We start from the raw sequence: 22,400 nt of genomic DNA, 5'->3' as shown, positions 1-22,400 counted from the left end.
ATCAGGTCGTCCAGATGGGCGGCCAGTTCACCGCTGACCCTCCGGGCCTCCTCGGGTACCGCGGTGCCGTCCAGGACCAGGCCTGGCCAGGGCCCAGGTCCTGCTGCGCGGCCGCACCCCCGAGCAGCAGGGGATGCACTGCTACGGCGAACTGGTCCTGGACGACGCCACCTGCCAGGCGTGGCGCGGGTCCAGACAGCTCGACCTCACCCCCGCCGAGTACCGGCTCCTGAGCCACCTGCTGGCCAACGCCGAACGCGTGCTGTCGAAGGAACAGATCAGCCGGCACGTGTGGGGCGAGTACCGGGCCAACTCGGCCATCGAGAAGCTCGTCTCCCGCCTGAGACTCAAGGTCGACCAGGAACACCCCGCGCTGATCCGCACCCGCCGGGGCTTCGGCTACTGGCTCGGCCACCCCGCCCGTCAGGACGCCGCCCCCGCACACTGACGTGCCCACGGCACCGAAACGGATTCCCCGCCCGGCGTGGGACGAGTGGTCCGGCTCACATGGCGCACCGGGCCCGCCACCGACACGATGGTCTTCGTCACCGGCAGGCTGAAGGGATCAACATGTTCCGCAAGGTGCTGGTAGCCAACCGTGGTGAGATCGCGATTCGGGCGTTCCGCGCGGGCTACGAGCTGGGCGCCCGAACGGTCGCGGTCTTCCCGCACGAGGACCGCAACTCGCTCCACCGGCTCAAGGCGGACGAGGCGTACCAGATCGGTCAGGTCGGGCATCCGGTGCGCGCCTATCTCTCGGTCGAGGAGATCGTCGACGCGGCACGCCGGGCGGGTGCCGACGCCGTCTACCCGGGCTACGGATTCCTCTCCGAGAATCCCGAGCTGGCCCTGGCGTGCGAAGAGGCGGGCATCACCTTCGTCGGACCGAGTGCCCGCATCCTGGAGCTGACCGGGAACAAGGCGCGTGCCGTCGCCGCGGCCCGCGCGGCGGACGTGCCGGTGCTGGGCTCCTCGGAACCCTCCACCGACGTGGAGGAACTGGTCCGCGCCGCCGATGCCGTCGGCTTCCCCGTGTTCGTCAAGGCGGTCGCCGGCGGCGGCGGGCGCGGGATGCGGCGGGTCGAGGACCCCGCCCAGCTGCGGGAGTCCATCGAGGCGGCCTCGCGGGAGGCCGCGTCCGCGTTCGGCGACCCCACGGTCTTCCTGGAGCGGGCCGTCGTCGATCCCCGCCACATCGAGGTGCAGATCCTCGCCGACGGCCAGGGCAACGTCATTCACCTGTTCGAGCGCGACTGCTCGGTGCAGCGCCGCCACCAGAAGGTGATCGAACTCGCGCCCGCGCCGAACCTCGACCCCAAGCTGCGCGACCGCATCTGCGCCGACGCCGTGCGCTTCGCCCGCGAGATCGGCTACCGCAACGCCGGAACCGTGGAATTCCTCGTCGACCGCGACGGGAACCACGTCTTCATCGAGATGAACCCGCGCATCCAGGTCGAGCACACGGTGACCGAGGAGGTCACCGACGTCGACCTCGTCCAGGCGCAGCTGCGCATCGCCGCCGGTGAGACACTCGCCGACCTCGGACTCGCCCAGGAGAACATCACCCTGCGCGGCGCCGCGCTGCAGTGCCGCATCACCACCGAGGACCCGGCGAACGGTTTCCGCCCCGACACCGGCCGGATCAGCGCCTACCGCTCGCCCGGCGGCTCCGGCATCCGCCTGGACGGCGGCACCACCCACGCCGGTACGGAGATCAGCGCACACTTCGACTCCATGCTGGTCAAACTGACCTGCCGGGGCCGGGACTTCGCCACCGCCGTGGGCCGGGCCCGGCGCGCCGTGGCCGAGTTCCGCATCCGCGGCGTCTCCACCAACATCCCCTTCCTCCAGGCCGTGCTCGACGACCCGGAGTTCCGGGCCGGACAGGTCACCACGTCGTTCATCGAGCAGCGCCCGCACCTGCTCACCGCGCGCCACTCCGCCGACCGCGGCACGAAGCTGCTGACCTACCTCGCCGACGTCACGGTGAACAAGCCGCACGGCGAGCGCCCCGCGCTGATCGACCCGACGACCAAGCTGCCCCACCTGTCCCAGCGGGCCACCGCCGAACCGCCCGCCGGCTCCCGGCAGCTCCTCGCCGAACTCGGCCCCGAGGGATTCGCGAGCCGGCTGCGCGCGTCACCCACCGTCGGCGTCACCGACACCACCTTCCGCGACGCCCACCAGTCGCTGCTCGCCACCCGGGTCCGCACCAAGGACCTGCTCGCCGTCGCCCCCGTGGTGGCGCGCACCCTGCCCGAGCTGCTCTCCCTGGAATGCTGGGGCGGCGCCACCTACGACGTCGCCCTGCGCTTCCTCGCCGAGGACCCGTGGGAACGCCTGGCCGCCCTGCGGGAAGCCGTCCCCAACATCTGCCTGCAGATGCTGCTGCGGGGCCGCAACACCGTGGGCTACACGCCGTACCCGACCGAGGTGACCGACGCCTTCGTCGAGGAGGCGGCGGCCACCGGCATCGACGTCTTCCGCATCTTCGACGCGCTGAACGACGTCGCCCAGATGCGGCCCGCCATCGACGCCGTACGGGAGACCGGGACGGCCGTCGCGGAGGTCGCCCTGTGCTACACCTCCGACCTGTCCGACCCGTCCGAGCGGCTCTACACCCTGGACTACTACCTGCGCCTGGCCGAGCAGATCGTGGACGCCGGTGCGCACGTCCTGGCCGTCAAGGACATGGCCGGCCTGCTGAGGGCGCCCGCGGCGGCGACCCTGGTGTCCGCCCTGCGCCGGGAGTTCGACCTGCCGGTCCACCTGCACACCCACGACACCTCCGGCGGACAGCTCGCCACCTACCTCGCCGCGATCCAGGCCGGAGCGGACGCGGTCGACGGAGCGGTGGCGTCCATGGCGGGCACCACCTCGCAGCCCAGCCTGTCGGCGATCGTCGCGGCGACCGACCACTCCGAGCGGTCCACCGGCCTCGACCTCCAGGCCGTCGGAGACCTGGAGCCGTACTGGGAGAGCGTCCGCAAGGTCTACGCCCCCTTCGAAGCGGGCCTCGCCTCTCCCACCGGCCGCGTCTACCACCACGAGATCCCCGGCGGGCAGCTCTCCAACCTGCGCACCCAGGCCATCGCCCTCGGCCTCGGCGACCGCTTCGAGGACATCGAGGCGATGTACGCCGCCGCCGACCGGATCCTCGGCCGACTCGTCAAGGTCACCCCGTCTTCGAAGGTGGTCGGCGACCTGGCCCTGCACCTGGTGGGCGCCGGGGTGTCCCCCCAGGACTTCGAGCAGGACCCCGACCGGTTCGACATCCCCGACTCCGTCATCGGCTTCCTGCGCGGCGAACTCGGCACCCCGCCCGGCGGCTGGCCCGAACCGTTCCGGACCAAGGCACTGCGCGGCCGCGCCGACGCCAAGCCCGTGCAGGAACTGACCGCCGACGACCGCGCCGGGCTGGCGAAGGACCGCCGCGCCACGCTCAACCGGCTGCTGTTCGCCGGTCCGGCCCGCGAGTTCGAGACGCACCGGCAGACCTTCGGCGACACCAGCGTCCTGGACAGCAAGGCCTTCTTCTACGGGCTGCGCCCCGACAAGGAGTACACCGTCGACCTCGACCCCGGGGTGCGGCTGCTCATCGAACTCCAGGCCGTGGGCGATGCCGACGAGCGCGGCATGCGCACCGTGATGTCCACCCTGAACGGCCAGATGCGGCCGATCCAGGTCCGCGACCGGGCCGCCGCCTCCGACGCCCCGGTCACCGAGAAAGCCGACCGGAACGACCCCGGCCATGTCGCGGCGCCGTTCGCCGGAGTGGTGACCCTCACGGTCGCCGAGGGCGACGAGGTGGCGGCCGGTGCCACGGTGGCCACCATCGAGGCGATGAAGATGGAGGCCGCGATCACCGCTCCGAAGTCCGGCACGGTGACCCGGCTGGCCATCAACCGCATCCAGCAGGTGGAGGGCGGCGACCTCCTCGTGGAACTCGCCTGAGCCGACCACCGCCCGCCGACCCGTCCCGCTCCCCGCCGGTGCCCAGTCGAGGAACTCGCCCAGCGGCGGCGGGAGCAGGGGGACGGGTCGGCACATCGGGGCCGTGCGCGTGGCGGGGGGCGGTAGCGGTACGTCCGGCCGCGACCGCGGAATCAGCCGCCGCATCCCGGCGGCGTGCTCGGCCCGCACGGAGTCGGTGTCGCCGATGACCACCGGCGTGGGAGTCGCCGGCCCGCGCAGGTCGCCGGCGGCCCGGGGCAGCGGGGCGTGCCCGCCGCGGAGCACCTGGCGAGAAGGTCCCCGAAGCGCTCGGGATGCGGCGCGCTCGCCGCGTGCGCGCCCCGGCCATCTCCTGGAAGTCCGCCTCGCCGGGCAGCCGCGGTGAGCTGTGGTCGGGGTGCGGACCTCCTCATGGACACCGTCCCGCGTGTACTCGCCGCGACCACCCGGCCGACGGCCCCTTCGCCACCGGCTCCGGCCCCCTGGTGACCGGCCCCACCGTGGCCCTGGTGACGGCGATGACAGGACGCGCGGTGTGCTGCGACGACCTCGCGGGCCCCGGTGTGGAACTGCTCCGCCGCCGCTGCCGCCCGGCATGAGTGCCGGGTCACCCGGTGCGGCCGCGCACCGGGTGACCGCTCGGCACGGAGACCCGGTTGACGGCGTTCATTGGGGCGGTGTCGGCGTGTCGTGGGTCCGGTACATGGCCTGTACGTCGAGCTCCAGCTGGACGGTGGGCCCCACCACGGCGATGCCGCGGGCGAGCATCGAGCGCCAGTTGAGGGTGAAGTCCTCGCGGTGCAGTTCGGCCTTCGCGAGAGCGGCGCAGCGCAGTTCCTGCTCGTAGCCGCCGTTCACGGTGCCGAGGTACTCGGTGTCGAGGCCCACGGAGCGGCTGGTGCCGTGCATGGTGAGGGTGCCGTGCACGGTCCACTTGGAGCCGCCGCGATAGGCGAACCTGGTACTGGTGAAGTCGATGTACGGGTAGTGCTCGACGTCGAGGAAGTCCCCGGACCGCAGGTGGTTGTCGCGGGTCTGGTTGCCCGTGGTGATGCTGGACGCGTCGATCCGCACCTGGACCTGGGAGTCGGCCATGTTCTGCGCGACACGGATGCCGCCCTCGAACCGCGTGAAGCGGCCGTGCACATGGGCCATGCCCACGTGCTTGGCGATGAACCGGATCGCGGTGTGCGGCGGGTCGAACAGCCAGGTGCCGGACGGCGGGAGCTCCAGCTGACGTGCGGGCTCGAGCACGACGCGCCGCGGAGGGAGCACCACGCCTGCGGCTATCTCGACGGTCTCACGGACCGGTGACAGGCCCTCCGACACGGTCATCACGCTGTAGGTGCCAGGGGGCAGGGTCGCCATGAAATAGCCGTACGGGTCGGTGGTGCCGCGGGCCGCGACCCGGTGGCTGCTCAGCCCGGTCACCGTGACCTCGGCTCCGCCCAGCGGCTGCGCCAGCGTGTCGACGACCTCGCAGCCGAATACCCCCGCGCCGGGCGGCAGGGGAACGGAGAGGGCCGACGCGGCGCCGTGGGCGCCGTGGGAGCGCCGGCGTCGCAGCAGTCCGAGGACCATGGAGTTCACCTTTCTTCACACGCGTCGCTGTCACGCGACCCTGCACGGCAGACGCGTTCGCGGCTGCCAAGAGGCCCGGGAAACGGGACGTCGGTACGAGGGGGAGGCCGGTGACGATCCTAAAGCCGACGAGGGGGTGGATCCGCTGCTCCGGATGCCGGCGCGATCGTCGGACCGTACCGCACAAGCCACCGGAGGAGCCCCGATATCTGCGGGGATGATCCGGTTTGAGGGGCAATACTTTGCTGTGACGCTCCGGCAAACAGTGTGGGGTGTATCGCAAAGTTCACGCGTCACTCGCGTTATCGGCGCACATCGTGCACGACCTGCACACACGCCACCGGCGCGCGGCCGGACCGATGAGTTCTCGCACGTCACACCGTCCAAGAAGGAGGAACAGCGGGGAGCGGCGCGGAACGGACGCCGCCCCCGTCGAGGAGAGGAATGGTGCGCGATGAAGCTGGCGCTGACGCAGTTCCTGACGCTGGACGGCGTCTACCAGGGCCCGGGGTCCCCGGACGAGGACACCAGCGACGAGTTCACCCGGGGCGGCTGGTTCGTACCGTACCTGGACGCGGCTTTCGAACAGTTGGCCGCCACCTGGCTCGGCCAGGCGGACGCCCTCCTGCTGGGGCGCCGCACGTACGTGAGCTTCGCACGGGACTGGCCGAGGATGACCGAACCGCCTTTCGGCCCCCTCATGAACGGCCTGCCGAAGTACGTGGCCTCCCACACCCTGACCGAGGCCGAATGGAGCCCGAGCACGATCCTCTCCGGCGACGTCCCCGCCCAGGTCGCCGACCTGAAGCGGCGGCCCGGCCGTGAACTGCAGCTCCACGGCAGCGCCCGGCTCTCCCAGTCCCTTCTGGCCGCAGGCCTGATCGACGAACTGCGCCTCGTGATCGCCCCCGTGCTGGTCGGCACCGGCCGCCGTCTCTTCCCGGCCGGCGTCGCCCCGACCGGCCTGCGCCTCGTCCGCCACGAGACGACCCCGCGCGGCCTGGCCGTCCACACCTACGAGACGACGGGACGACCCGAGTACGGGACGTACGGCGCCGACATGTAGGGGTTGCGCACCGGTGGTCCCGTGCGACTGCCCGGCCCGCACGGGTACGGCAGACGTCCTCGTCCCCGGGTGCCCGGACGTGTGCGGGGCACCGGCCGGACGGCGGGGTGAGGACGGCTTCGTGCGCTCCTCGGTGTACCGGAGCGGGCCCGGGGGGCACCGGGTCGGCGCTCCCAGCGGTATTCGATGATCGCACCCGGGTTCTCCAGGGGGTGCGGACTGTTGGCGATGGAGCGCGCACGGCCGGTCGGCGGAGCGCCCTGCTCGTCGCGGACGGGGCCCACGGAGCCGGTGGCGGCGAAGACGGACGTGCCGCCGGCGCTGAACTCCGCGCCGGTCTCGACGACCGTACCGGACTCGGCGAACTCCACCTGGAACGGCGGGTCGGGAGCGGTGCGCTCCACGGACTTGGGAGCGAACCGCTCCACACGCGGGGAGCCCTTCGGCCAGGACACGGTGACCCGGGATCCGGCGGCCGGCGCGTCGTGTACCGCCGCCGACCCGCCGGGCGAGGGGCGCCAGGCGGGTCAGCCGGTGCGCACCACGCGGAAGGTGAGGCACACGAGGGGAGTGCCGTCCTCGACCGGGATGCCCTCGCGCTGCCAGAAGCGACGGTGGCCGGCCCGCCAGTCCTCCAGGGAAGCGTCGCCCTCGCCTTCGGCGGCAGCGTGTTCCCACGTGACCTCCGCGAAGGACGTCATTTCCACGCCGGTGATCTCGACCGTGGCGACAGCGCGGCCGTCGTTGTCCAGGAGGGCCAGCCGCTCACCGGGGAACTCCAGCCCTTCGGTCTCCTCGACGTACTCGGCCAGCAGGCCGGTCGTGGCGGTCTTCCGTCCGGCCAGAACGAGAGAGTTCAGCTCGTCGCGCAGCCCGTCGGGGGTGCCGAGTTCCAGTGCGCGCATACCGCCGACTCGTGGCCACATCTGCCTCATCGCCTCACTCGATCAGCCATGGGAACACGGATCGTCCCCGGCCGGCCATTATGGGCCGAACCCGCGGCCGATCCAGTTTCCACTGGACGGAAGCGGTCCCTGGCCGGGCGGCCCGGACGGACGCAGAATGGCGGCCATGTCATCCTCGCGCGTCCACAGCCGTACGCAGATCGGCATCGTCGGTGCCGGTCCCGCCGGGCTCATGCTCTCCCACCTGCTCGCCCGTGCCGGGATCGACTCCGTCGTGGTCGACCTGCGCAGCCGTCGTGAGATCGAGGAGACCCACCGCGCCGGAATCCTCGAACAGGGCTCCGTCGACCTGCTGGCCGGCACCGGCGTCGGTGGCCGGGTGCACCGCGACGGCTACCGTCACGACGGGATGGAACTGGCCTTCGGCGGGGGCGCCCACCGGATCGACTTCCGGGCCCTGGTCGGCGCCTCGACCCGGCTCTACCCCCAGACGGACGTCTTCATCGACCTCGCCGACGCCCGCGAGCGCGACGGAGGCGACGTCCGGTTCGGCGTCACCGACGTGTCGGTCGAGGGCCTCACCTCCAGCGCCCCGGCCATGCGGTTCACCGATGCCGACGGCACCGCCCACGAGATACGCGCCGACTTCCTGGTGGGCGCCGACGGGTCGCGCGGCCTGTGCCGCCGCGAGGTGCCCGAGGCCCGGCGCACGCAGTACTTCCGCGAGTATCCGTTCGCCTGGTTCGGCATCCTCGCCGAGGCGCCGCCCAGCGCTCCGGAACTGATCTACAACCACTCGCCGCGCGGCTTCGCGCTGATCAGCCGGCGCACCGAGACCGTCCAGCGGATGTACTTCCAGTGCGACCCCGCGGAGGACGCCGCCGCCTGGTCCGACGACCGGGTATGGGAGGAACTCCAGTCCCGTGTAGGGGCCAACGGGCACACGCTCAAGGAGGGGCCGATCACCTCCAAGACCGTGCTCCCGTTCCGCAGTTTCGTCCAGGAGCCGATGCACCACGGGCGGCTCGTGCTCGCCGGTGACGCCGCGCACACGGTGCCGCCGACCGGTGCCAAGGGCCTCAACCTGGCCCTCGCCGATGTACGGGTCCTGGCCGAGGAACTCGAGCGGGCCGTCGCGAGCGGCGACACCGCCCCGCTGGAGACCTACAGCGAGCGCGCGCTCGCCCGGGTCTGGAAGGCCCAGCACTTCTCGTACTGGATGACCACCATGCTGCACACCCTGCCGGAGGCCACCCCGTTCGACGTACGGCGCCAGGAGGGCGAACTGGCCGCGGTGACCGGCTCGACCGCGGGCTCGACCTACCTCGCCGAGGCCTACACCGGCTGGCCCAAAGAGCAATGACCGTGGCACTGCCCCGCCGGGAACCGACCGCCGGCCGGCTCGCTCCGGCCGCGCTGATGGGCTGCGGCGACGCTCCGACGGGTACTCAGGAGTGGTCGCGGGCGGAGTCCCGCTACCAGCGGCTGCTGGACGACTACCCCGGCGACCGCCATGGGGGCCGGGCCCGCAAGGCGATCAGGAAGGCCGTGCCGGCCCTGCAACTGGACGAGATCCAGCAGGTGGTGCGCGAGAACCGCTACTGCGGGGCGCCGGCGAAGTACGAGAGGGCTCCCGCGCGCCGCGCAGGTTCCGGCCGGGCCCTGTTCGTGGGAGACAGCGAGCACTCGGGCGAACTTCCCGGCGCGTGGCGGACCACCGACGTGGCAAAGGCGGCACTGGTGGTGTGCGCGGGCCGGCAGGGCTTCGGAGGTGCCGTGCGCGCCTGCCCCTACCGGAGCGAGACCAGCGGGCAGATCAGCAACGTCACGTTCCGCAAGGTCTCGCTCCCGGTGCAGGTGTACGCCCTGCGGACCGGCGAGCGCGTGGCCGGCCGCACGGTCCGGATCAGCGGCTCCACCTGCCCGTCGCTCTTCTTCACCTACGGTGACATCCCCTCGAACAAGTAGGTCACTTCCTCGAAGTCCGACATCCGCAACGCGTTCTCCTCCGTCCTCGGACGGTGACATCCGGCTGTCAGTGCCCAATGCGAGACTGCGCGGCATGACCGACCCGAATCCCGAAACGGACCTGACCCGCTATCTGCAGGATGCCAGGGAAGCCCTGGTGTGGAAGCTCGAAGGGCTCTCGGAGTACGACGTCCGCCGCCCGCTGACACCCACCGGCACCAACCTGCTGGGGCTGGTCAAGCACGCCGCCGGAGTGGAACTGGGGTACTTCGGCGACGTGTTCGGCCGGCCCTTCTTCCGGGAGGATCCGCCGTCCTGGTGGTACACGGAGGATGCCGAACCCAACGCGGACATGTGGGCCACCGCGGACGAGTCGCGCGAGGAGATCGTCATGCTCTACCACCGGGCGTGGGAGCACGCCGACAGGACGTTCGCCGCACTCTCGCTCGACACCGTCGGCCACGTTCCGTGGTGGCCGGCGGAGCGGAGGGCGACCACACTGCACCACCTCCTGGTGCGCGTGATCGCCGACACCCACCGGCACGCCGGCCAGGCGGACATCGTGCGGGAGCTCATCGACGGGACCGTCGGCTGTGGGAAGGGGGCGAGCGGCCTGCCGTCCGGTGACGCGGCCTGGTGGGAGGCCCACCGCCGCCGGCTGGAGCAGGCGGCAAGGGAGGCCGACAGCCGCTGACCGGCCCCGGCGGGCCGCGAAGTCCGACGGGTGCTGTCACGGCGCGCTGTGACGGGAAGGTGACGACAGGACCTGGTCGAAGTCGTGGGCGGCGAAGGCGAGGCGCACCACGGTCCCGTCCGGCTCGGTCGCCTCGTACCCCTCCCTCTCCTCCGCCGCGACGGGGAAGAACAGTGCATTGCCGCCCCGCTCCGGATCGATGACGATTTCGGCACAATCGGCCCGGCGGCCCTCGGCATCACCCGCGGCCATGACGCGCTCGGCCTCGCGGAGGCCGGCCTTGCTGTCGCGGCCGCGCACGTGGGACGGATCGAACACGTCTCTGCACAGGACCGCGTAGCCCTCCAGCGGCGCCGGTTCGTAGCCGCCGTACCCGTCGTTCCAGTCGGCCGCGGCGTCCCGCCGATCCCGGGCACGCCGCAGCGCCGGACGGAACCCTTCCAGCACCGCGCGGGCCGCAGCGCCGTCCGGCTCGCCGGCCGGTTCCTCGTCGTCCTCGTACGGGGTACAGCGCAGGGCGGCCTCCAGGGTGTCCTTGTCCCGGTCCCCTCCCGCCGACTCGGTCGATCATCCCGGCAGTCTCCCGCGACGGGGGGAGGCCGCGGCCAGCGGTCTGTGTCCGAGCCCGGCCGACACGCGCACGGCACGGACCCATCCGGCACGCAGCGGTGAGAGGGGGTGCCCGAAGGCCTCAGCGCGGCTGACGCAGTCCGGTGACGAGGAGGCCGGCCAGCAGGCGTGCGTCGTAGCGGGGATCGCTGTCCGCGCCGATGCAGAGGTTCCCGACGCCGCGCATGAGCGCGTAGGCCTCCACGTCGCTGCGGATCTCACCGGACGCGGCCGCCGCGGCGAGGAGTTCGGCGCACACGGGCACGAGCCGGTCGAGGAAGTAGGCGTGCAGCGTATCGAAGCCGGTGTTGTCGGACTGCAGGACACCGGCGAGTCCGTGCTTGGTGACGAGGAAGTCGACGAAGAGACCGATCCACTCCCGCAGTGCCGCGTGCGGCGTCGCACTGCTCTCCAGCAGGACCGGACCGGCCTCGGCGCAGGCCTCGACCTGGTGCCGGTAGACGGCGATGATGAGATCCGCCCGGGTCGGGAAGTGGCGGTAGATCGTGCCCACCCCGACACCGGCCTCGGTCGCGATGTCGCGCACCGGCGCGTCCACGCCCGACCTGACGAAGACGGTGGCCGCCGCGTCGAGCAGGGTCTTCTCGTTGCGCCGGGCATCCGTCCGTTTGGGCCGGCCCGCGCGCCCCGCATCCTTGCTGCCGCTGCCGCTGCCGCTGCCGCTGCCGCTGCCGCTGCCGCTGCCGCTCACCACACCGCTCCCTGCGCTGCCGGACCTGTCGTACGGAACATGGTTCCGTACCCTCGTTCCGGAGCGGAGTTCCGTTTGGTCCATGATGTCAGAGCGGGGGTCCGGCGGCGACAGCCGGCCGGACGGACCGGCGACGGGCTCAGGACCGGGTCGTGCGCAGCGCCGCCCAGACGGTCCGGCCGTCCCCGTACTCGGCGCAGCTCACTCCCCAGCGCTCCGAGACGGTCTTGACCGGCAGCAGCCCGCGTCCGACCTCGTCCCGGTAACCGGCCCGTCGCGGCCGGGGCACGGACGGCCCGCTGCCGTCGTCCGTGACCTGGATCAGTACCAGTTCCGGCGTGGCCTCCACGGTGCAGGAGATCCGCCGGCTGCTCGTGTGGAGCACGGCGTTGGTGAGGAGCTCACTCACCACGAGAGCCGCCGTGTCGCACCCGTCCGGGTCCACGCCCCAGGATCCGAGCTGCTCCGTCACGAGGCGACGGGCCCTGCCGACGGTTCTGCGGTCGGCGGGCAGGAAGTAGGCGGCCCGGCAGGCGGCGCAGCCGAGGTCGGGGGGAGGGGTGCCACCGGCCGTGGGGGTGGCGTCGGTCAAGGCCACGAACGATTCCTGACGTGGGGGAGCACCGGATGCCGTGCGCTGTGGGGGCGGTCATGACAGGTGTCCACGTGGCCACGCGTGGCCCGAGCCTGCCGTCGGGCCCGGATCGACCTGGTCACCCCGTCACTATGAGTGCCCGGTCCGTGCTCTGGCAACCCGTCACTTTGCACGGTGCACAACTTCGCTGTGGGAGCGCTGGCACCCGAAGTCCGGGGAGCAGCACAGCCAAAGTGAGCGGATCCCGTTGTACGTCGGAGTCGCCCGCGTTCCCTGAGGTCCGTGCCACCTCGGCCCGCCACGGTCCTCCGTGGCCCGGCCGCGGCACCCCGCCTGCCTCGCCCTCTTTCGCCCCGTCCGGGCCGGTGCGGCAGAGCAGCCCGCCCTGGGCATCCCCCGTGGGATGCCCCGTCGCGCGCCCGCGAAGACCGCCGGCCCGCCCCGGCGGCGGGGTCTCCTGACGGTCAACCAGCTGTGCGCGAAGTCTGGACAGCCGTTCGGTGACGTGTTGTCATTCCGCTGCACGGTGAATTTCCAACGTTGAAAGAGTTTCTGGCCATCGCAGCGCCGGTGCCGTGCCGTACCGGCGGTCCCGCGTCGGCCACCGGTGAACACGCCCCGTCGGCAAGGCCGTTCACCTGACGCAGTTCTGTTTCGTCCTGTCTCCATGCCCCCTGCGCGAGGAAAGGTTCGATGACAAGACAACACACCCGCCCGAGAGCCCGATGGTGGGCTCTGCTGACCGCCGCGGCCCTGATCCTGCCCACCGGCGCCGCGGTTCCCGCCGCGGCGGCCGCGCACCCCGCGAGCAGCAGCACGCCCGCGCGTACCGCCGGCGCGGCAGCCGATGCCGCCATCGAGCAGCACGGCCTGAAGGGCGAGTACTTCAGCATGTCGGCGCCGGGAGCCCGGGACTTCGCCGAGCTCGGCGGCACCCTCCTGGAACCGCAGATCAACTTCTCGGGCCTGACCGGCACGTTCGAGGAACTGACCGGGAGGACGGAGCACACGACCGCCCGATGGACGGGGCAGATCGAGGCGCCGGCGACCGGCGACTACACGTTCCACGCCGTCGGCGACAACGGATTCCGCCTCTTCATCGACGACAAGCCGGTCATCGACCACTGGGAGCCGGACTGGGACAGGGAACAGACCAGCGAGCCGATCAGGCTGGCCGCCGGTGAGCAGCACACCTTCCGGCTGGAGATGTTCCAGGACCTCGGCGGGTCGAACATGTTCCTGCGCTGGTCGAGCCCGACGATGTCCAAGCAACTCGTCCCCGAGTCGGCGTTCACGCCGCCCGCCGGCTTCGAGGTCTTTCCGGTGGACCTGTCGGTCGCCGAGGACGGGAAGCGGCTGCGCGCCCGCTTCGAGGACCGGCTCGGCGACCTCGACGAGGTCGCCGAGCACCTGAAGATCGAGGCCGACACGACTGCCATGCCGGTCACCTCGGTGAAGGCGGCCCCCGGCGACCACAGTTCCCTCCTCGTCACGCTCGCGAAGCCGATCCAGAAGAGCCAGCAGGTCCGGTTCACCTACGACGGCGAGGGCGGCCTGACGGCCGGCGACGAGACCGTGCCCCGGATCGTCCGCTACGCGGCGAACGCCTCCACTCACCGTCTCACCACGGAGTGGGGTGACAAGCTGGACAAGAAGAACCCGCTGCCGGAGTACCCCCGTCCGCAGCAGGTGCGGTCCCAGTGGAAGAACCTCAACGGAACCTGGCAGTTCAGCGGTGCCGAGGCGGGCGAGCAGCCGGTCTTCGGCAAGAACCTGGACGAGAGGATCACCGTGCCGTTCCCCGTCGAGTCCCAGCTGTCCGGGCTCGAGCGGCACGAGGACCACATGTTCTACCGCAAGCTCGTCGAGGTGCCGAAGGACTGGGAGGTCGGCAAGGGCAAGCGGCTGAAGCTCAACTTCGGCGCCGTGGACTACCAGGCCCGCGTGTGGGTCAACGGCAGGAAGGTCGCCGAACACACCGGCGGCTACACCGCCTTCGGCGCCGACATCACCGACGCGCTCAAGGGCAGGGGAGCGCAGGAGGTCGTGGTCGCGGTCACCGACACCGGCGGCGCCGACCAGCCCACGGGAAAGCAGCACACGGCCCCCAGCGGGATCTTCTACACCCAGTCGTCCGGCATCTGGCAGACGGTCTGGATGGAACCCGTCGCCGACACGGCCATTGACAACGTCGTCACCACGCCGGACATCGACACCAGCAGCCTGGCGGTGACCGTCGAGTCCGAGGGCGCCTCCTCGAAGGCGCGCGTTCAGGCCGTCGCACGCGACGCCCGCGGCAAGATCGTCGGCAGGGTCAGCGGCCCGGCGGGCCGTGAGCTCCGGCTCCCCGTGGCGAAGCAGCACCTGTGGAGCCCCGACGACCCCTACCTCTACGACCTCGACGTCAGGCTGACCGACGGCCGGTCCGCCGACAGGGTCACCAGCTACTTCGGTATGCGCGAGATCGGGATCGAGGAGGTCGGCGGCTACCAGAAGCTGGTCCTCAACGGAAAGCCCGTCTTCTCCCTCGCCACCCTCGACCAGGGCTTCTGGCCCGACGGCCTCTACACCGCCCCCAGCGACAAGGCGCTCGCCTTCGACCTCGAGGCGCACAAGAAGCTCGGCTTCAACGCCGTCCGCAAGCACATCAAGGTGGAGCCGGCACGCTGGTTCTACCACGCGGACAAGCTCGGCCTGCTGGTCTGGCAGGACTTCGTCTCCGGGAACATCACCAACGAGACCGGACAGAAGGCCTTCGTCGACCAGGGCCGCGAGATGATGCGCCAGCACCACAACTCGCCCTCGACCATCGGCTGGATCGTCTTCAACGAGGGCTGGGGAGAGTGGAACCGCGAGGAGAGCGGCCGCATCGCCGAATCGGTGAAGGCCGCCGACCCCTCCCGCGTCGTCAACGCCCACAGCGGTGTCAACTGCTGCAACTCCAAGGGTGACTCGGGCAAGGGCGACATCATCGACCACCACGACTACACCAACGAGGACCCGCCGTTCCCCGACCACCGGGCGGCCATGGACGGCGAGCACGGCGGCTTCACCCTGCGCACCCCGGGCCACATGTGGCCCGGCACGCCGACGGTGATCTACAGCGGGGTCGCCGACAAGGAGGCGCTGACCCGCAAGTACGTGGAGAACACCGAGCAGTTCTACCTCGACCAGGCCGCCGCAGAACTCTCCGGTTCGGTGTACACACAGATCACCGACCTGGAGAACGAGCTGAACGGCCTCTACACCTACGACCGGCGGGAGACCAAGGTCGACCCGGCCCAGGTGCGCGAGATCAACCGGGAGGTCATCGCGGCCGGCGCCGCCGCGGGCGACCGGGAACAGCTCAAGGGCGGCGGGCACTGGAGCCTCGACGAGGGCACCGGCACGACCGCGAAGGACGACGGCCCCAACAGCAGGCCCCTGACACTCACCGGGGGCGCCAGCTGGACCCCCGGCGTCAGCGGCAGCGCGCTCGAGTTCGACGGACAGGGACAGCACGCCGAGACCGCCGGACCCGTGCTCGACACCACCGGCAGCTACTCGATCGCCGGCTGGGTCAGGCTCGACTCGCTCCCCGGCAACTACGCCACCGCGATCAGCCAGGACGGGCGACGCCAGGCCAGCCCCTTCTACCTCCAGTACGGGCAGGGCGCCTTCGCCTTCAGTACTCCCGACGGCCGGCGCGCACGGCTGGAGACGCGGCCGGAGACCGGCCGCTGGTACCACCTCGTCGGTGTCCGTGACGACGCCCGGGGCGAGATCGACCTCTACGTCGACGGCGAACTGGCGGAGACCACCACCGCCGGCCCCGCCTACGTCGGCTCCGGACCGCTCGCCGTGGGGCGTGCCCAGTGGAACGGCGCGGACACCGACTTCTGGGACGGCGCAGTGGACGAGGTCCACGCGTACGACAGGGCGCTCACCGCCGAGGAGGTGAGCGCCCTGCACGACGGGCAGAAGCCGTAACCGGCCCGCCGGCAGGCACGGACACCGTGCCTGCCGGCGGCGGCCCGAGGACCGCCACCGTCCGTCACCCCCGGGTGCCGCACACCGCTCACGGTGCCCAGGGCGCCGCCACGGTCCAGGTGGTGTCCTGCGCGAACAGGGCGGGACTGTCCCAGGTGTGCGTACCGCCCGGAGTGGCCAGCCACAACTGGGCCTCGTAGTGGCGCAGATACTGTTCGGGGAAGTTGCAGGCGGACAGCCGCACCGCCCCGTTCGCGCCGCGCACCGGACAGAAGGTGGCGTCCGCCCGGAAGAGGCCGCCGCTGCCGGACTCCTTGTACACGCGGTAATCGCGGTGGCGCAGATACTCGCCGGGATGGTTCCGCGACTCGAAGGAGCAGCAGGAGCCGTCGGCGAGGCCGGTGACGATCCTCCAGGTGGCGTCGTTCTTCAGAAGCGCGCTGCTGCCGCCGTCCACGGCCTCGGTGAACACCGCGCCGTCCTGGTGCCGCACATACCGGTCCGTCAGCCCCGGTGTCGTCACGCCGAGAGACCGGTACCGACCGGCCGGCAGGGTGACGGGTGCCGCCGGCGAGCGGGACGCCTCGATCAGGGCCCGGTTGGCGGCCCTGATCCGCGCCTCGTCCACCTTCACGACCTGACGGTCGTAGGTGAGCAGGCCGTTGGCCTCGTTCTCCACGTCGGTGATCTCGGTGTGGACCGCGCCGGACAGGCCCCGCCCCGGCCGCACCTCGCGGATCGCGTCCAGCAGGCCGACGAACCGGTCGTCGAGGTGGGCCGCGTCCGGCTGGTCCTCGTAGCTGAATCCGCCGCCGGGATACCACTCGTGACCGGACACCTTCAGGCCCAGGCCGCCGTACTCGCCGAGGACGGCCGCCCGGGTGGCGTCGGGCACCGTGGTGCCGGGCCCCACGTAGACATGGTGGTCCACGACGTCCCCGTTGCCGCCGTCGACGGAGCCGCAGCAGTTGACACCGCTCATGTTGTTCACCGGACGGGACGGGTCGTACGCCTTGACCTCGTTCGCGATGCGGGCCTGGTCGTACTGGCCCCAGCCCTCGTTCTGGTTGACCCACATCACCACCGAGGGCGAGCTGCGGTGCTGGTCGATGACGCGGTCGTACTCGGCCTCCCCCTGGGTGCGGGCGGCCGCGTCCGGTGTGCGCAGGTCCATGGACGGCATGTCCTGCCACACCAGCAGACCGAGCCGGTCCGCATGGTAGAACCATCGCTGCGGCTCCACCTTGATGTGCTTGCGGACCATGTTGAAGCCGAGGTCCTTGTGCTTCTGCAGGTCGTACCGGAGGGCGGCGTCGCTGGGCGCCGTGTAGATGCCGTCCGGCCAGTAGCCCTGGTCCAGGGTGCCGGTCTGGAAGACGAACTCGCCGTTGAGGACGGGGCGCAGGACCCCGCCGACGCGGGCGACGCCGACGGAGCGCATCCCGGTGTAGCTGCCGACGGAGTCGGCCGTCGTGCCGCCGGAGAGCAGATCCGCCCCTACGTCGTAGAGGAAGGGATCGTCCGGGTCCACCGTCGTGCGGAGGGCACCTGCACGGTGAACTCGCCGCCGACGGGGCCGGCGGCGGTGCCCACCGGGCTACCGCCGACGGAGACCGTGACCCTGGCCCGGTGGCCGTTCGCCCCGGTGCCCCGCACCGTGACCTCGAGCCGGTTGTTCGCCGGGTCGGGAACCATGTCCAGGCGGGTGATGTGGGCGGGCGCCGTGGGTTCGAGCCACACCGTCTGCCAGATGCCGGACGCGGCGGTGTAGAAGATGCCGCCGCCCGGATGCGGTGTCACGTCGTTGATCCGCTGCTTGCCGACGGCCTGGCCGCCGGTCTGGGTGGGGTCCCACACGGAGACGACGACGGTGTTGGTGCCACTGCCGAGAAGGTCGGTGATGTCGTGGGAGAACGCGTCGAAGCCGCCGCTGTGCGGTGCGCCGGCCTGCCGGTCGTTGACCCACACGGTCGGCGGGGCCCGCCGGACAGGCCGGGCCCCGCAGGGGATCAGTAGGCCTTGCCGAGGTCCTGCTCGGCGTTCGAGGTGTCGTAGGCGCCGTCCTCGATGATGATGTCCTGGGCCACTTCCTTGCCCTGCGTGAAGGTGTCCAGCGTCTCGAACGCCAGCGGGCCGAACCGCGGGTTGGACTCGATCACGCCGGTGATCCAGCCGTCGACGATGCCCTGCACGGCGTTGCGCGTGCCGTCGACCGTGACGATCTCGACGTCGCCGGCCTTCTTGCCCGCACCCTTGAGCGCGGCCACCGCGCCCAGGCCCATCTCGTCGTTCTCCGCGTAGATGCCCTTGATACCGGGCTTGGACTGGATGAGCTGCTCGGTGACCTGCTGGCCCTTCTCCCGGGCGAAGTCGCCGGTCTGCTCGAAGACGACCTCCAGGTCCGGGGCCTTCTCGGCCACGCGGTCCTTGAAGCCCTTGGTGCGTTCGGTGGTGACATTGTTCCCGGCCGCGCCCAGCAGGATCGCGACCTCGCCCCTGCCGCCCGTCGCCTCGATCGTCCGGTCGGCGGCCCGCCGGCCCTGCTCGACGAAGTCCGAGGCGATGAAGGAGACATAGTCCTTGCAGGCCGTCGCGTTGATCTTGCGGTCGATCGTGACGATCGGGACCCTCCTGGCGGCGGCGGCCTGCAGCACCGGGTCCCAGCCGTCGGAGTTGAGCGGCGCGATGACCAGCAGGTCGGCGCCCTTGGCGAGCAGGTCCTGGACGTCGCTGATCTGCTTGGAGAACTGAGACTGCGCGTTGGCCGTCAACAGCTCGACACCCCGCTCGGCCGCCTCGTCCTTGATGGACTGCGTCTCGGCGATGCGGAACGGGTTGGCCTCCTTCTCCGACTGGGAGAAGCCGACGGTCGCGCCCTTGAGGTCGAGTTTCTCGCCGCCGTACGCGTCGATGGCGCAGGTCTTGCTGCCCGGCTTCGGCGAGGCGACCTTCTGGCCGGCGTCGGCCGCGGCGGCCGGGGACTTCTTGCTGTCCGACGCGTCGTCCTCCGACTTCGCGCAGGAGGTGGCGGTGAGGGCCACCATGGCGGCCATGGCCGTGATCACAGGACGGGCGAGGAGCTGAGAGCGGTGAGTGGTGCGCTGCATGGTGACCCCGATCCAGGTGACGCTGAAAGGGAACTGGGGAGCTGTAGGGCGCGCGGAACTGGTGGTGCTCCCTGTGTGCGAGGCGGCGTCCGGTTCGCCGCCATCAGGTCCGACATCGTTGGAAGAATGCTGTAAACCCCTTGCGCACAAGGCGGGACGGGAGGAATGCGGGGGAAGGAGGGGGCGGGTGAGCGGGAATCAGGTGCCCGTGCCGTCGACGCCCGAGGCCCGGCCCAGCGTGCTCTCCCGTTCGACCAGCCGGTAGTCCGCCCAGACACGGCGCGGCTCGGGAGCCGCGTCGTGGAGCCGGGCGAGCACCGACTCGACCGCGAGCCGGCCGATGGCGGCCTTGTCCGGTGACACGGAGGTGAGCGTCACCGCGCTGAAGCGCCCTTCGAGCACGTCGTCGAACCCGACGACCGCGATGTCCCCGGGGACCCGCAGGCCCCGCTCGTGGAGGACCCGCATCGCCCCGATGGCCATCGGGTCGTTGTAGGCGAACACCGCGTCGGGGCGCCCTCCGCTGTCCAGGATGTGGGCCATCGCCGCAGCGCCGTCGGCGTGTCCCCAGCCGTCGACGGCGGCGACCAGCCTCCCGTCGGCCGGGAGTCCGGCGGCGGTGAGTTCCTCGCGCCAGCCCCGCACACGCAGCTGGGCGGGCTGACTGTGTCCCCGCCGCGCTCCGATGAACGCCACCTTCCGGCGGCCCAGGGAGACCAGGTGCCGGACGGCGGCACGGGCGGCGGCCACATTGTCGATGGCGATGTGGTCGTACGGCAGGTCGTAGTCCCGTTCGCCGAGCAGGACCAGCGGCACGTGCTCCGCGCGGTCGCGCAGGTCCTTGGCCTCCAGCTCGAGCGGGCTGAGGATGAGTCCGTCGATGACCCTGGCCCGGAACCCCTGGCTGACCAGCATCTCCTGCTCGCGCCGGCCCCCGGTGTGGTCGAGGAGCACGATGTAGTCGTGCTCGGCCGCGGTGTCGATGACGGCGGCGGCGAGTTCGGCGAAGTAGGGGTTGCCCAGTTCGGGCAGCGCGAGCGCGATGATGCCCGTACGCCCCTTGCGCAGGTGCCGGGCGGCCAGGTTGGGCCGGTAGCCCAGAGCGTCGATGGACCTCTGGACGCGCTCGCGCATGGCGGGGGTGACGTGCTGGTAGTTGTTCACCACGTTGGAGACGGTCTTGATGGAGACCCCCGCGTGCGCGGCGACGTCCTTGAGGCTGACCCGCACGACAATCCCTTCGTGAGCGGCCCGGACCGGGAACCGGTGCAGATACGGACGCCGTCGGCGTGAGCCGGGCGCCGAGCCGCCGGTCTTGATTTTACAACGTTATACATCCGTGTCCGGGACACTGACAAGGCCATGAGCAGGGACGGTGCGCAGGGCGCCCCTACGGCGGCGCACAGGGCCCGGTCAGGTCGGAACAGGTCGGGCTCGGCGGACTCGACTGCTCCCGGAAGGCGGGATCTCCCCGTCTGTACGTCGACGTGAACGTAGCCCGTACCGATGGCCATGCCCCGGAAGTCTCCGCTTCCCGCCATGCCTGGTCGGCGTTCACGGCGCCGGCGGCCGGTATGCGCGTCCGAACCATCGGCGGGACGGCGGGCAGTGCCAGGGGCGGTGGCGCCCTCGAGGACCGCCGTACCGGTGTCCCCGGCGATCGTTTGCGACCACCGAGGTCGTACGCTTACCGTGCTGGACGCAAGACAAGGCTTACCTAAGTCCTGCTTCTGGTGCGGTGCACACACTCCATGACGGCATCCGGGCCCCGGGCGTGGGTGGACCGGCGCCTCCGTCATCCGCGACCGTGGAGTCCGACCATGCACCCAACCCGCCGGCGCCTGCTCACCGCGGCCGCCGTGTCCTCCTACGAGCCGGTGGCACGGAGCGAGAGGTGACCTCCGCACTCTCCGCCGTCCTGCCCGACCTCTCGCCCTGGCGGTCCTCCCGCGACTTCCGGCTCCTGTGGGTGCAGGGGCTGGTCACGACCTTCGGCAGCTTCATGGCCCTGGTCGCCCTGCCGCTGCAGATCAAGGAGCTGACCGGATCACCCCTCGCCGTGGGCGCCATGGGCGCGGTCGAACTGGTGCCCCTGGTGGTCTTCGGGCTGTACGGCGGCGCACTCGCCGACGCCGTGGACCGGCGCAGGGTCATCCTGCTCACCGAGGCGGGTCTGGGCGTGCTCGCGGTCGTCCTCCTGGTCAACGCGACGCTGCCGCAACCGATGCTGTGGCCGCTGTACGTGGTCGCGGCCGGGGTGGCGGCCCTGGTGGGGCTCCAACGGCCCGCGCTGGACTCGCTGATGGCCCGGATCGTGCCGCACGACCAACTCCCGGCGGCGGCCGCCCTGAACGCGCTGCGCTGGCAGATCGGCGCGATCGCCGGACCCGCCCTGGCCGGCCTGGTCGTGGCGTACGCGGGCAACGCCCCGGCCTACGCGACGACGGCGGCCGGCTTCGCCGTCTCGCTGCTGTTGTGCCTGCGGCTCGCGCCCATGCCGGCGGCCGAGAACGCCGGGAAGCCGTCGCTGCGGGGCATCGCCGAGGGAGCACGGTACGCCTGGTCACGGCCGGTGCTCCTGGGCACGTACGCGGTGGACATGGCGGCGATGTTCTTCGCCTTCCCGAACACGATCTTCCCGTTCCTCGCCGACGAACTGGACGCCGACTGGTCGCTGGGGCTGATGTACGCGGCGGGTTCCGTCGGCTCGGTGGTGGTGAGCCTGACCAGCGGCTGGGTGTCCCGGGTGCGGCGGCACGGTCTCCTGGTGGTGTGCGGCGCGACCGGCTGGGGCCTGGCCATCGCGGCGGCAGGCTGGTTGTCGAACATCTGGCTGGTGCTGGGCTGTCTGGCAGTGGCCGGGGCCGGCGACATGCTGAGCGGGCTGGGCCGCTCGACCATCTGGAACCAGACCATCCCCGACGAACTGCGCGGCCGGCTCGCGGGCATCGAGGTGCTGTCGTACAGCGTCGGCCCGCAGCTGGGACAGGTCAGGGCGGGCGCGATGGCCGGCTGGACCGGCACCCGTCCCGCCTTCTGGACCGGCGGTCTCGCCTGCGTGGCCTCGGTGGGTCTGCTCGCCGTCGCGCTGCCGAGACTGCTCACCTACGACGCGCTGACGGACGAGGACGCCCTCCGCCGCCGCGCCGCTCACACCGCCTCGACCGGCGGACCGGGCCCGGCCGAAACGGCCGGGAAGCCGGACATGTGACGGCCGTGGGGGGCGGCGCCGCACGGCGC

At 71.5% G+C, this 22,400-nt stretch carries 16 protein-coding genes and 2 pseudogenes; 9 read left to right on the top strand and 9 right to left on the bottom strand.

The window, feature by feature from the left end:
* Positions 1-82: 82 nt before the first annotated feature.
* From ACFWVE_RS12120 to ACFWVE_RS12110, 3 genes and pseudogenes are all read left to right on the top strand, one after another.
* A pseudogene (locus ACFWVE_RS12120) lies at positions 83-448 on the top strand (winged helix-turn-helix domain-containing protein); the annotation flags it as partial.
* A 122-nt stretch (positions 449-570) separates the two neighbouring features.
* Positions 571-3,954 (top strand): pyruvate carboxylase, encoded by a 3,384-nt coding sequence (locus ACFWVE_RS12115; RefSeq protein WP_384011481.1) that lies wholly within the window; start codon positions 571-573, stop codon positions 3,952-3,954.
* A gap of 332 nt (positions 3,955-4,286) precedes the next feature.
* Entirely contained in the window at positions 4,287-4,553 is a 267-nt protein-coding gene (locus ACFWVE_RS12110; protein ID WP_384011530.1) for a hypothetical protein, read from the top strand.
* 67 nt (positions 4,554-4,620) lie between these two features.
* Here the strand turns inward: ACFWVE_RS12110 and ACFWVE_RS12105 are convergent, their stop codons facing one another.
* Positions 4,621-5,535, bottom strand: a complete 915-nt coding sequence (locus tag ACFWVE_RS12105; RefSeq protein WP_384011479.1) for a YceI family protein — start codon at positions 5,533-5,535, stop codon at positions 4,621-4,623.
* 454 nt (positions 5,536-5,989) lie between these two features.
* Here ACFWVE_RS12105 and ACFWVE_RS12100 point away from each other — a divergent pair, with 454 nt between their 5' ends.
* The gene (locus ACFWVE_RS12100; RefSeq protein ID WP_384011476.1) at positions 5,990-6,601 is read left to right on the top strand and encodes a dihydrofolate reductase family protein; all 612 of its coding nucleotides are present in this window, start codon (positions 5,990-5,992) and stop codon (positions 6,599-6,601) included.
* On the opposite strand, the gene ACFWVE_RS12095 is transcribed toward ACFWVE_RS12100, so the two are convergent.
* Together ACFWVE_RS12095 and ACFWVE_RS12090 are read right to left on the bottom strand one after the other, a co-directional pair.
* Complete coding sequence (locus tag ACFWVE_RS12095) at positions 6,550-7,056, bottom strand: hypothetical protein (RefSeq protein ID WP_384011472.1); 507 nt, start codon at positions 7,054-7,056, stop codon at positions 6,550-6,552. The two genes, ACFWVE_RS12100 and ACFWVE_RS12095, sit on opposite strands and share 52 nt — an antisense overlap.
* Positions 7,057-7,128: 72 nt before the next feature.
* Positions 7,129-7,506, bottom strand: a complete 378-nt coding sequence (locus ACFWVE_RS12090) for an ASCH domain-containing protein (RefSeq protein WP_384011469.1) — start codon at positions 7,504-7,506, stop codon at positions 7,129-7,131.
* A 166-nt stretch (positions 7,507-7,672) separates the two neighbouring features.
* On the opposite strand from ACFWVE_RS12090, the gene ACFWVE_RS12085 reads away from it, so the two are divergent.
* From ACFWVE_RS12085 to ACFWVE_RS12075, 3 genes are all read left to right on the top strand, one after another.
* Positions 7,673-8,869, top strand: coding sequence for a 4-hydroxybenzoate 3-monooxygenase (locus ACFWVE_RS12085; RefSeq protein WP_384011465.1), 1,197 nt, complete (start codon positions 7,673-7,675; stop codon positions 8,867-8,869).
* A gap of 2 nt (positions 8,870-8,871) precedes the next feature.
* The gene (locus ACFWVE_RS12080) at positions 8,872-9,474 is read left to right on the top strand and encodes a hypothetical protein (RefSeq protein WP_384011462.1); all 603 of its coding nucleotides are present in this window, start codon (positions 8,872-8,874) and stop codon (positions 9,472-9,474) included.
* A 94-nt stretch (positions 9,475-9,568) separates the two neighbouring features.
* Entirely contained in the window at positions 9,569-10,168 is a 600-nt protein-coding gene (locus tag ACFWVE_RS12075; protein ID WP_384011457.1) for a DinB family protein, read from the top strand.
* A gap of 36 nt (positions 10,169-10,204) precedes the next feature.
* Here ACFWVE_RS12075 and ACFWVE_RS12070 read toward each other — a convergent pair whose 3' ends face one another.
* From ACFWVE_RS12070 to ACFWVE_RS12060, 3 genes are all read right to left on the bottom strand, one after another.
* Positions 10,205-10,615: a hypothetical protein gene (locus ACFWVE_RS12070; RefSeq protein WP_384011453.1), complete on the bottom strand. Its 411-nt coding sequence runs from the start codon at positions 10,613-10,615 to the stop codon at positions 10,205-10,207.
* Between the two features lie 244 nt (positions 10,616-10,859).
* Positions 10,860-11,375: a TetR/AcrR family transcriptional regulator gene (locus ACFWVE_RS12065; protein WP_384011518.1), complete on the bottom strand. Its 516-nt coding sequence runs from the start codon at positions 11,373-11,375 to the stop codon at positions 10,860-10,862.
* A 253-nt stretch (positions 11,376-11,628) separates the two neighbouring features.
* Positions 11,629-12,087: an ATP-binding protein gene (locus ACFWVE_RS12060; RefSeq protein ID WP_384011451.1), complete on the bottom strand. Its 459-nt coding sequence runs from the start codon at positions 12,085-12,087 to the stop codon at positions 11,629-11,631.
* A 690-nt stretch (positions 12,088-12,777) separates the two neighbouring features.
* Between ACFWVE_RS12060 and ACFWVE_RS12055 the strand changes: the two genes are divergently transcribed.
* On the top strand, positions 12,778-16,053 hold the full coding sequence (locus tag ACFWVE_RS12055; RefSeq protein WP_384011448.1) for a LamG-like jellyroll fold domain-containing protein: 3,276 nt from the start codon (positions 12,778-12,780) through the stop codon (positions 16,051-16,053).
* Positions 16,054-16,141: 88 nt separating this feature from the next.
* Here ACFWVE_RS12055 and ACFWVE_RS12050 read toward each other — a convergent pair.
* The 3 genes and pseudogenes from ACFWVE_RS12050 to ACFWVE_RS12040 form a co-directional block, all read right to left on the bottom strand.
* Positions 16,142-18,024 (bottom strand): annotated as a pseudogene (locus ACFWVE_RS12050) (AbfB domain-containing protein); the annotation flags it as partial.
* A gap of 38 nt (positions 18,025-18,062) precedes the next feature.
* Positions 18,063-19,160, bottom strand: coding sequence for an ABC transporter substrate-binding protein (locus ACFWVE_RS12045; protein WP_384011444.1), 1,098 nt, complete (start codon positions 19,158-19,160; stop codon positions 18,063-18,065).
* 198 nt (positions 19,161-19,358) lie between these two features.
* On the bottom strand, positions 19,359-20,390 hold the full coding sequence (locus ACFWVE_RS12040; RefSeq protein ID WP_384011442.1) for a LacI family DNA-binding transcriptional regulator: 1,032 nt from the start codon (positions 20,388-20,390) through the stop codon (positions 19,359-19,361).
* 664 nt (positions 20,391-21,054) lie between these two features.
* On the opposite strand from ACFWVE_RS12040, the gene ACFWVE_RS12035 reads away from it, so the two are divergent.
* Positions 21,055-22,371: an MFS transporter gene (locus ACFWVE_RS12035; RefSeq protein WP_384011439.1), complete on the top strand. Its 1,317-nt coding sequence runs from the start codon at positions 21,055-21,057 to the stop codon at positions 22,369-22,371.
* Positions 22,372-22,400: the final 29 nt, after the last annotated feature.

It is taken from the genome of Streptomyces sp. NPDC058632 (assembly GCF_042717095.1).
In the GTDB taxonomy this organism is placed as follows: domain Bacteria; phylum Actinomycetota; class Actinomycetes; order Streptomycetales; family Streptomycetaceae; genus Streptomyces.
This window is presented reverse-complemented; position numbering and strand designations above follow the sequence as displayed.